General features: G+C 72.1%; 11 protein-coding genes and 1 pseudogene. 6 read left to right on the top strand and 6 right to left on the bottom strand.

The features are described 5' to 3' along the window. Positions 1–253 (bottom strand): precorrin-6A/cobalt-precorrin-6A reductase (locus G6022_RS08785; RefSeq protein ID WP_182645627.1); only part of this gene is annotated, 253 nt, incomplete at its 3' end. Beyond that, positions 250–1740: a cobyric acid synthase gene (locus G6022_RS08780; RefSeq protein WP_179524129.1), complete on the bottom strand. Its 1491-nt coding sequence runs from the start codon at positions 1738–1740 to the stop codon at positions 250–252. The genes G6022_RS08780 and G6022_RS08785, both read right to left, overlap by 4 nt. 192 nt (positions 1741–1932) lie before the next feature. On the opposite strand from G6022_RS08780, the gene G6022_RS08775 reads away from it, so the two are divergent. The 5 genes from G6022_RS08775 to lepB all read left to right on the top strand — a co-directional run bounded on the left by G6022_RS08775 (position 1933) and on the right by lepB (position 5578). Beyond that, the gene (locus tag G6022_RS08775; RefSeq protein ID WP_179524128.1) at positions 1933–2373 is read left to right on the top strand and encodes an Rrf2 family transcriptional regulator; all 441 of its coding nucleotides are present in this window, start codon (positions 1933–1935) and stop codon (positions 2371–2373) included. A gap of 89 nt (positions 2374–2462) precedes the next feature. Beyond that, entirely contained in the window at positions 2463–3740 is a 1278-nt protein-coding gene (locus G6022_RS08770; RefSeq protein WP_182610285.1) for a globin domain-containing protein, read from the top strand. 79 nt (positions 3741–3819) lie between these two features. Then, positions 3820–4521, top strand: coding sequence for a Crp/Fnr family transcriptional regulator (locus G6022_RS08765; RefSeq protein WP_182639478.1), 702 nt, complete (start codon positions 3820–3822; stop codon positions 4519–4521). Between the two features lie 77 nt (positions 4522–4598). Further along, on the top strand, positions 4599–5174 hold the full coding sequence (locus G6022_RS08760; protein WP_182610283.1) for a DUF6448 family protein: 576 nt from the start codon (positions 4599–4601) through the stop codon (positions 5172–5174). Further along, entirely contained in the window at positions 5174–5578 is a 405-nt protein-coding gene (lepB, locus tag G6022_RS08755) for a signal peptidase I (protein WP_277815255.1), read from the top strand. The genes G6022_RS08760 and lepB overlap by 1 nt, the downstream gene beginning before the upstream one ends. 30 nt (positions 5579–5608) lie before the next feature. Here lepB and G6022_RS08750 read toward each other — a convergent pair whose 3' ends face one another. From G6022_RS08750 to G6022_RS08735, 4 genes are all read right to left on the bottom strand, one after another. After that, positions 5609–6415 carry a substrate-binding domain-containing protein gene (locus G6022_RS08750; protein WP_182639479.1) on the bottom strand — a complete coding sequence of 269 codons (807 nt, stop codon included), beginning with the start codon at positions 6413–6415 and terminating at the stop codon, positions 5609–5611. A gap of 3 nt (positions 6416–6418) precedes the next feature. Further along, positions 6419–6682 (bottom strand): hypothetical protein, encoded by a 264-nt coding sequence (locus G6022_RS08745; protein ID WP_259847878.1) that lies wholly within the window; start codon positions 6680–6682, stop codon positions 6419–6421. A gap of 54 nt (positions 6683–6736) precedes the next feature. After that, a complete protein-coding gene (gene moaA, locus G6022_RS08740; protein ID WP_347237842.1) occupies positions 6737–7798 on the bottom strand; it encodes a GTP 3',8-cyclase MoaA in 1062 nt (353 codons plus the stop codon). 62 nt (positions 7799–7860) lie between these two features. After that, complete coding sequence (locus tag G6022_RS08735; RefSeq protein ID WP_241731128.1) at positions 7861–9219, bottom strand: solute carrier family 23 protein; 1359 nt, start codon at positions 9217–9219, stop codon at positions 7861–7863. Between the two features lie 162 nt (positions 9220–9381). Between G6022_RS08735 and G6022_RS08730 the strand changes: the two are divergent. Beyond that, positions 9382–9907 (top strand): annotated as a pseudogene (locus tag G6022_RS08730) (molybdopterin molybdenumtransferase MoeA); the annotation flags it as partial.

The raw sequence follows: 9907 nt of genomic DNA, 5'->3' as shown, positions 1-9907 counted from the left end.
ACGCGGCGGCGGCGTGAGCGGAGATCCCCGCGGCGAACGGGTGCGTGGCGTCCACGACCACGCGGACCCGGTGCGTGGAGAGGTGGTCGCGGAGCCCCTCGACCCCGCCGAAGCCGCCGATCCGGACCCGGCCCACGGGCAGGCGCGGACGCGCCACCCTCCCCGCCAGGGACGAGCAGAACTCGTGACCCGCGTCCTGCAGCAGTCTCGCCAGCTCCCGCGCCTCAGCGGTCCCACCCAGGACGAGGATCACCGCTCCGACCCCGGCGGCAGGGACGGCATCTCCGGCGCGCCCTCGCGGGCCAGCTCCAGCAGGGCGTCCAGGTCGAGGTGCTCCTCCGCCAGATCACCCAGCAGGTCCAGTCGCCTCTCGCGTGCGGCGGCGAAGTCCACACCGGAGGGTTCGCGGACCCGGCCGACACGGGCCGCCACCTCCGCGAGGTAGGCCTGACGGAACCCGTCGGACTCGAGGCTCCCGTGCCACATGGTGCCCGCCACACCGTCGCGCCTCGCACCCCCGAGGAACTCGGGGTCCGCGCCGAGGCCGATCCGCCCGTGGTGGATCTCGTACCCGGCCGCCGCCTGACCGAGCGCCTCCCCGGTGGGCAGCCGCAGGACCTTCTCCGGCCCGAACTCCGTCTCCACGTCCAGCAGCCCGAGCCCGTCGACCTCCGCGCCCTCGGGACCCTCCACCCCCTCCGGGTCCCGGACGAGTCGGCCGAGCATCTGGAAGCCACCGCAGATGCCGAACACCGACCCCCCGGCGTGGGCGTGGTCGATCACCGCGCGGTCCAGACCGCGGGAGCGGAGCCAGGCCAGGTCGTCGATCGTCGCGCGCGTGCCGGGCAGGACCACCAGGTCCGCGCCCCTGACGGTCCGGGGGTCGGTGACGAACTCCACGTCGACGTCCGGCTCCAGCCCCAGCGCGTCGACATCGGTGAAGTTGCTGATCCGGGGCAGCCGGATCACGGCGACCCGCAACGCCCGGCCGGCGTCGGCGCGGCGACCGCCGATGTCCAGCGCGTCCTCGGAGTCGAGCCACACGTCGGGGCTCCAGGGCAGCACTCCGTGGACCCGCCGTCCGGTGAGCGCCTCGAGGTGGTCCAGCCCCGGTCCGAGGAGCGAGGGGTCACCGCGGAACTTGTTGACGACGAAGCCTGCGACGAGCCGCTGGTCGACGGCATCCAGGAGTGCCACCGTGCCGTACATCGCGGCGAAGACCCCGCCGCGGTCGATGTCGCCCACCACGACCACCGGCATGTCGGCGTGACGGGCCAGGCCCATGTTGACGTAGTCACCGGCACGGAGGTTGATCTCGGCAGGACTGCCCGCGCCCTCGCACAGCACCAGGTCGGCCCGGTCGGCCAGGTCGTCGTATGCGGCATGGGCGGCGGTGGCCAGATGCACGCGACCGTCGACGAAGTCCCTGGACGAGACCGTCCCGGCGGGGCGGCCCATCACCACCACGTGGCTGCGCCGGTCGCCGCCCGGCTTGAGCAGCACCGGGTTCATCGCCACCTCGGGCTCGGCGCGTGCCGCGAGGGCCTGGATCCACTGCGCGCGCCCGATCTCCCCGAAGCCCGCCGGACCCCGGACGACCATCGAGTTGTTGGACATGTTCTGCGCCTTGAACGGCGCGACCCTGATGCCCCGCCGGGCGAACGCCCGGCACAGCGCCGTCACCACCACGCTCTTGCCGGCATCCGACGTGGTGCCGGCGACGAGGAGGGAGGCTGCCATGGGGATCGATCCTAGCCGCGCCCTCCCCCGCCCCCGCCGCGGTGCTCCGCCGACGCGACGACGGGCCGCGACGGTGAGGGGGACCCCGCGTTCCTGCTGGTGACACGCCCGCCAAATGCCCAGCTCAGAACGTATTTGAGATCACTGCGGACAAATGCGCTAGGCGGTTCGCACTATGGCACGCTCGGCCTCGTGCAGTTGTCCAGGTTCTCCGATCTCGCGCTCCGCGCCCTCATGCGTCTCGCCGTGGCCGACGGGCGCGGGGACCGGATGACCGCCGGGGGCATCGCCGAGTCGGTGAACGCGTCGACGAGCCACGTGGCCAAGACCGTCTCCCGGCTCGTGGAGCTCGGCCTCGTCGAGTCCCGGCGGGGCCGGGGCGGTGGTCTCGCGATCACCGAGGCCGGTCGTCAGGCGTCCGTCGGGCGGCTGCTGCGTGAACTCGAGGGCCCCGGCGAGGTGGTGCAGTGCGAGGGCCCGGCGCCCTGCCCGCTAGCCGGCAACTGCAGCCTCCGCCGAGCCCTGGCCGAGGCCCGCGAGGCGTTCTTCGCCGCCCTCGATCCACTCACCGTCTCGGGCATCGTCCACACCCCGACCAGGCAGGTCCTGCTCAGCCTGGGACCCGCCCCCTGACCGGTCGGCGACCACCGACCCACACCCCCTCGACGCCCGGCACCCCAGGTGCCCGGGTGACCCCGTCGCGCCCACTGAAGGAGATCCGCATGACCACGTCGCTCACCTCACTCGAGACGATCCTCGCCCATCCGCGGGAGCTCTCGCCGCACCACGTCCCGATCATCCGCGACACGCTCCCGGTCATCGGGGCGCACATCGACGAGATCACCCCGGTGTTCTACCGCACGATGTTCGGCAACCACCCCGAGCTCCTGCGCGACACCTTCAACCGCGGCAACCAGAAGCTGGGCGCCCAGCAGCGCGCGCTCGCCGCCTCCATCGCCACCTTCGCGACGCTGCTGGTGGACGGGAAGAGCCCCGTCGACATGCTGGCCCGGATCGGCCACAAGCACGCGAGCCTCGGGATCACCGCCGACCAGTACCAGGTGGTCCACGACAACCTCTTCGACGCGATCGTCCAGGTGCTGGGCGAGGCGATCACCCCGGAGATCGCGGCCGCGTGGGACGAGGTGTACTGGATCATGGCGGGCGTCCTCGTGGACTTCGAGAACGCCCTCTACGCCGAGGCCCGGGTCGAGCCGGGAGACGTCTTCCGGACCGCCGTCGTCCTGGCCCGGGAGGACGTCACCGATTCCGTCACCGTGGTGACCCTCGGCGGTCCCGACGGTGGCGACCTGCCGGACTTCCGACCCGGCCAGTACACCTCCGTCGGCGTGGTGCTGCCCGACGGCGCGCGTCAGTTGCGTCAGTACTCGCTGTCGGCGGCGCCGGGGTCGGGCACGTGGCGGATCGGCATCCGCCGGGTCGACGCGGTCTCCGGTGGCGCGGGTCCGTGCCCCGCCGGTGAGGTCTCCGGGTGGCTGCACGCCCACGCCCGGGTCGGCACCACGCTCCAGGTCACGCTGCCGTTCGGTGACCTGGTCCTGGACGCCGCGGGAACCGGGTCGGGCCCGGACGCGGCACCGGTCGTCCTGTGCTCGGCCGGGATCGGCATCACCCCGATGCTCGGTATGATCGCGCACCTGTCCGCGACGGACGATCCCCGGCGAGTCCTGATCCTGCACGCCGACCGCTCGCCCGACCAGCACGTTCTGGCCGATGAGGTGGCCGGCGAGTCCTCGCTGCTCGCCGACGCCGAGGTGCACACCTGGTACGAGCACGGCGCGGACACGACCGCCGGACCGGGCGCGGTCCACCACGGCGTCATGGACCTCTCCTCCGTCGAGCTCCCGGCGGGCGCACACGTCTTCCTGTGTGGGCCCACCGGCTTCCTCCAGTCGGTGCGCGCGACGTTCATCGAGGCCGGCGTGCCCGAACAGCGGATTCACGCCGAGCTCTTCGCCCCCAACGACTGGCTGGTCTAGTCCCGCGGGTGTGCCCGACGACCGCCGCGCTCACGATCAGCCCCACGCGAGGGAGCACCCGCGGTCACAATAGGACCCGATGACCCCCTCTCACGACCACCAGCACGCCGAGTCATGCGTCGCGGCGGTGCCGCTCTTCGCCCGGCTCTCACCCCGGCAGCAGGCCGAGGTGGCCTCGATGGCGCGTCCGCTCCGCGTCGAGCGCGGCGAGTGGATCGTGCGCGCGGGGCAGTCGTCGCCGCGATTGCTCATGGTGCACGAGGGGCTGGTCAAGGTGGGCCGCACGGCGGAGGACGGCCGCGAGGCCACGCTGCGCCTCCTCGGCCCCGGCGACGTCGAGGGCGAGAGCGGCTTCCTCACCGGGACACGTCCGGAGAACGACTGCGTCGCGCTCGACCCCACGACGATGTGCGTCTTCGAGCACGGTTCGCTGGCCGGGCTCCTGAACCGATACCCGGACATCGGCGCATCCATGCTGCGCTCGCTCGCCATCCGCCTGGAGTCCACAGAGCGGATGCTCGCGGCCCGCACGCTGGCCGACGTCGGCGCACGGCTCGCCTCATATCTGCTCGACCTGCCCGCCGTCCGAGGCGTCGACGGGGTGGTGACGGTGCGACTGCCGATGTCCAAGAAGGACGTGGCCACCTACCTCGGTACCATCCCCGAGACCCTGAGCCGCCGACTCGCCGCGCTCGGGCGCGAGGGTCTTGTCGAGGTGCGCGGAGCCGAGGTCGACCTGCTCGATCCGGAGGGACTGGAGGCGCGGGCGGGCGGGGCTTGACCTAGGTCATGGGAACCCTCCCGTTCGGGCGCTACCGTCTGAGACGTACCAGTTCAGACCAGGGAAAGGACCCCGTCATGAACGTCACCTCGATCTTCGGCACGCTGCTCGGACTCGTCGTCCGTGAGGCCTCCGCCCACTGCGACACCGAGGACGGCCCGGCCGTCACCGACGGCCGCCGTGCCCTCGACAGCGGCAACGTCAATGTCGCCCTCAAGTGGGTCCACCCCGGGGGCGAGGACGAGGTCCGCGCCGTCTTCGACAAGGTCCGGCGCGTCCGGGTCGCGGGCGGCGAGACCAGGGAGGTCGCCGACAGGTGGTTTCTCGAGACCTTGGTCCGCGTGCACCGCGCGGGCGAGGGCGCCGGCTTCAGCGGACTCGCGCCCGCCGGTGCCGGCGTCGACCCTCGGGTGGTGGCCGCCGACGAGGCGCTGGAGCTCGGCAGCATCGAGCCCCTCAGGGGCCTGGTCGACGAGGACCGGTGGGACGAGCTCGAGCGTCGTTTCGACCACGCCATCGCGCTCAGGGGCTTCGACCCCGACGACCTCGTCGCCGCCCGCGAGTACATGGACGCCTACGTGCGATTCTTCAAGTACGCCGAGGGGCACGACCACGACCACCACGGTCACGACCACCACGAGCACGCGCCCTGATGTGGTGGCTCACCCGCGTCCGATCCGACTCAATGGAACCGACCCTGCGTGCCGGGCAGCTCGTTCTCACCAGGTCGCTCCGACGGTCCACACCGATCCGCCGGGGCGACCTGGTCGTGGTGGATCACGCCGAGGTGGTCGGCCGCGTGCTCAAGAGGGTGGTCGGCCTGCCCGGCGAGCGCATCGAGATCGACGGCGGCGCGGTCCGCGTGGACGGCGTACCCCTCGAGGAGTTGTACGCCTCGTCGTCGTACTACCGCGGTGACTTCCACGTCCCGGCCGGGCACTATCTCCTCCTGGGTGACAACCGCGACTCCTCCTCCGACGGCCGCACCTGGCGTCAGCCCTACGTCGAGAGGTCGGCCATCACGGGTCGGCTCAGCGGGCGATGCCTCACCGCGTGACGTCGAGAACCCGGGTTTCAGTACCCCGGGTCACTCCGGCAGCGCGTCCAGTCCGGCACCCTCGAGGGTCCGGCGGCCGTGTTCGGAGGTCACGAGCCCGCGGAAACGGTCGGCCGCCACCCGTTCGGCCTCGCCCCCGGGCCCGCTCTCCCCGCTGGGGACGCGGGCCAGGACGTACCGGGTCGTTCCCGCCGACCGCATCAGGTCCCGCTCGCGACCCTCGGGACTGACGGGCGCCACCCACCCGTGCGAGCTCGCGACGTCAGTGCGGTAGACGATCCCGACGTCCATCTCGTTGTCCGCGAGCCGGACACTGAGCGCGCGGGACCCGTCCTCCCATGTGACGTCCGTGGGCTCCACCGCCGCGGCGGCGAGCACCTCCTCGGTCGCTTTGCCACACGGGGTGTCCGGCACACACAGGCCCACGCGCAGGTCCGGGCGGGACAGGTCGCCCAGTCCGCGCACGCGGAGGGGGTTCCCGGACGGCACCGCCACGACCACGTGGTTCCGGGCGAAGATCTGCGGTTCCGCGGCGGCTCCCTGTGCCACGGCGAGGTCCATCACCTCCTCGCTCGCGGAGGCGAAGACGTTGAGGTCCGTGCGGTCGGACAGCCCCTCGGCGATCTCGTCCGACCGCCCCAGTTCGAGGTGGACCCGGACCCCGGGATTCTCCTCCTCGAAGATCTGGATGAGGTCGGTGAACGCGACGGACAACGACGGCGCGGCGGCCACCCCGAGCGAGACGGTCGCAGTGGCCTCCGGCTCCTCGGTCGCACACGCGAGCCCGGAACACATCAGGGCCACGCCCACCACCGCGATCCCCTGACGCCGACCCACCGGTCAACCCCCGGCGAAGGGGGGCAGGATGTCGATCACGGAGACCCCGTCGATCGAGGCGAGGGGGTCGCGCGTGGTCTCCTCGCCGATGAGGAAGGACGACACCGTGACGATGCTGGCCAACGGCTCACCGTGCCTCTCGCAGACCTCCCGGGCCAGTTCACCGATGGTCGTCGCGTCCGTGTGGAGGCGCTCGCGGGCGGTGCCGGCCGCGTCCTCGGCCGCCGCGTAGTACCCCACGGTGATCATTCTCGATGTCCTGCTCACGGTGTCGACTCTAGCCCGTGCCCCCGACGCGCCGCCGCCGCTTTCGGTGACACGTCATCCGCCTATGGCGCCCATCGACCGGCGCGGCCGGTGGAATGCCGTCCCACCGATGCCGTGCCCGGCCTGCTTCCCCCACATCGCGCCGCGCCAGACCCGGGCGATCTCCGCGTCCCGCGCCCCGGAGCGCAACACACCCAACACGTCGGTCTCGTCATCACTGAACAAGCAGGATCTCACGGTTCCCTCGGCGGTCAACCGCGTCCGGTCACAGGCCGCGCAGAAGTTCCGGGTGACGGTGGCGATCACCCCGACGTGGGCCGGGGACCCCGCCACCGAGCGTCCGGCCACCTCCCACAGTTCGGCCGGAGCGGACGGGTCCTCGCGACCGGCGGGGACCAGGTCGAAGCGCGCGCCCAACACGTCGAGGAGCTCCTGCGCCGTGACCATCTCGACCCTGGACCAGGTGTTGTCGGCGTCGAGCGGCATCTCCTCGATGAACCGCAGCTGCACACCCTCCTCCAGAGCCCATTCCAGCAGGTCGGGAGCCCCCGGGAGGGTCGCCCGCATCGGCACGGCGTTGACCTTGACCGGGACGAGTCCCGCTTCGACCGCGGCGCGCACCCCGCGCAGCACCGACGGCAGTCGGTCGCGACGGGTGAGCTCGGCGAACTCAAGGCGATCGACCGTGTCCAGGGAGATGTTGATCCGGTCGAGCCCGGCCTCGACCAGCGCGCCCACCCGGTGCTCGAGGCCCACCCCGTTGGTGGTCAGGGCGATCGGCAGATCCGGGCACGCCGCCCGCGTCCCGGCGACGATCCTCTCGAGGTCCTGCCGCATCAGCGGTTCGCCGCCGGTGAAGCGCACCTCGCGGACCCCGAGGTCGTGATGCGCCAGCGTGACCAGCCGGATCACCTCGTCGGTGGTCATGCGTGCGGCCTCCGGGATGGGCGGCAGCCCCTCCTCCGGCATGCAGTACGTGCAGCGCAGGGAGCACTTCTCCGTCAGCGACACGCGCAGGTCCCGCCCGGTGCGACCGAAAGTGTCGATGAGCAACGGGGTGGCCGGCCGCGCGCCGTCGGGGCGCGGCCGAGGGCTCGGGATGTCGGTCGCGGTCACGCGCACCTCCGATCTGCCGGGCGTTCTGGTCGAGTGTAGGCGCGTGAGCGCCACCCCGCCGTCTACCTCTCCGGCACCTCCACCTCCGGGTTCGGCCCGAGGAGGGTGAGCTCGTGGATCTCGTCGCGCTCGGCCTGCGCTCTCAACTGCGGCGCGATCAGCCGGGCGAGGTGGTACCCCAGCACCACCACGAGGGTGCCGAGCGCGATCCCGCCGAGCTGGAAGTCGTCCGTCACGGTCAGGGTCGTGTCGCCCACGGCGATCACCACGCCCGCCGCCACCGGGACCAGGTTGAGCGGGTTGCCGAAGTCGACCCGGTTCTCCTTCCAGATCTTCGCCCCGAGCAGGCCGATCATCCCGTAGAGCACCACGGTGATCCCGCCCAGCACGCCGCCGGGCGTCGCCGAGATCACCGCGCCCAGCTTGGGCGAGCAGCCCAGGAGGATCGCGGTCAGCGCCGCCACCACGTACGCGGCGGTGGAGTAGACCTTGGTCGCGGCCATCACCCCGATGTTCTCGGCGTACGTCGTCGTCGCCGATCCGCCGAACGAGGTGGCCAGGACGGTGCCCGCACCGTCGGCGGCCAGGGCGCGGCCCATCAGGCCGTCGGTCTCGGTGCGCGTGATCTCGCCGATCGCCTTGACGTGACCCGCGTTCTCGGCGATCAGGGCGATGATCCCGGGGACGATCAGCAGCACGAACGCCAGGGAGAAGTCGGGCGCGTGGATGCCCACCACGCCCGCGGCCTCGTCGGTCATGGGCGGCAACCCGAGCCACGGCGCGTCGCCGACGCCCGACCAGTCCACCCGCAGGTGCTCGGTCACCTCGCCGGCGGTGGCGCTGAACGAGGTGATGGGACCGGTCACCAGGTCGAGCACCCACGAGAGCACGTAGCCGAAGATCAGCGCGAGGAAGATCGCGATCCGGCCGGCGAATCCCTTCAGGCCCACCGTCATGAGGACCAGCGCGATCATCACCGTCAGCGCCACCCACTGGTCCTGCGGCCAGTAGGTCTCGGCCACCACGGGTGCCAGGTTGAAGCCCAGCAGCATCACCACGGCGCCGGTGACGACCGGGGGCAGCACGGCGGTGACCACGCGCCCGCCCACCACGTGCACGATGACGCCGACCACGGCGAGGGTCGCACCCGCCACCAGCATCGCGCCGGTGACCTCCGCGCTCGTACCGCCCTGCGCGCGGATCGCCGCGACCGCCCCGACGAACGCCACCGAGGTGCCCAGGTAGCTGGGGACCTGCCCCTTGACGATCGCCAGGAACAGCAGCGTGCACACGCCGGAGAAGAGGATCGCGAGCTGCGGGTTGAGCCCCATGATGATGGGGAAGACGAACGTGGCGCCGAACATCGAGACCACGTGCTGGGCGCCGATGCCGATCGTCCGGGGCCAGCTCAGGCGCTCCATCGGGGCCACGACCTCGCCGGGCCTGATGTTCTTGCCGTCGCCGTGGACAGACCACAGCTTCCTCGAACCCCGCGCGCCGTCCGCCACCGTCTCCCCTTTATTTCCCCGCCTGCGCCCCGCGCGCGGACCGTAGGCACAGTACAACGCGATTACCGTGGGGGCATGGCCTCCCACCCCGACCGCCCGACCCACCCCGTATCCCGGCCGTCTCCCGCCGGGTACCGAGAGCTCCTGCGCACGCATCTCGCGCCGGTGCTGGAGCGGGCCGCCCAGAGCACGCGGTTGCCGGTCGTGGCGTGCGCGGACTCGGTGCTCGCACGGGACCTGCTCGCGTCGGTGGACCTCCCCCTGTTCGTGAACTCGCAGATGGACGGCTACGCGGTGCGGTCGGCCGACATCGCCGGGGCCGGTCCGGACTCGCCGGTGCGGCTCCGGGTGGTGGGGACGACCCACGCCGGTGACGGACCGGGGCCACGGGTCGACGACGACGAGGCCTGCAAGGTGATGACCGGTGCGCCGGTCCCCGAGGGTGCCGATTGTGTGGTCCCCGTGGAGGACACCTCCATCGGGGATCCCGCCGATCCCTCGGGCGGCCGACCGGCGACGGTCCTGGTCCACGCGCCGCGGGCCGCCGGGGAGTTCATCCGGCGGCCCGGAGACGACGCCCGCGCGGGCGACCTCGTGATCC

The organism is Dietzia sp. Cai40 (genome assembly GCF_014145165.1).
GTDB classification, from domain to species: domain Bacteria; phylum Actinomycetota; class Actinomycetes; order Mycobacteriales; family Mycobacteriaceae; genus Dietzia; species Dietzia natronolimnaea.
The sequence above is the reverse complement of the archived record's forward strand: the minus strand, read 5'-3'. Positions and strand labels throughout refer to the sequence as shown.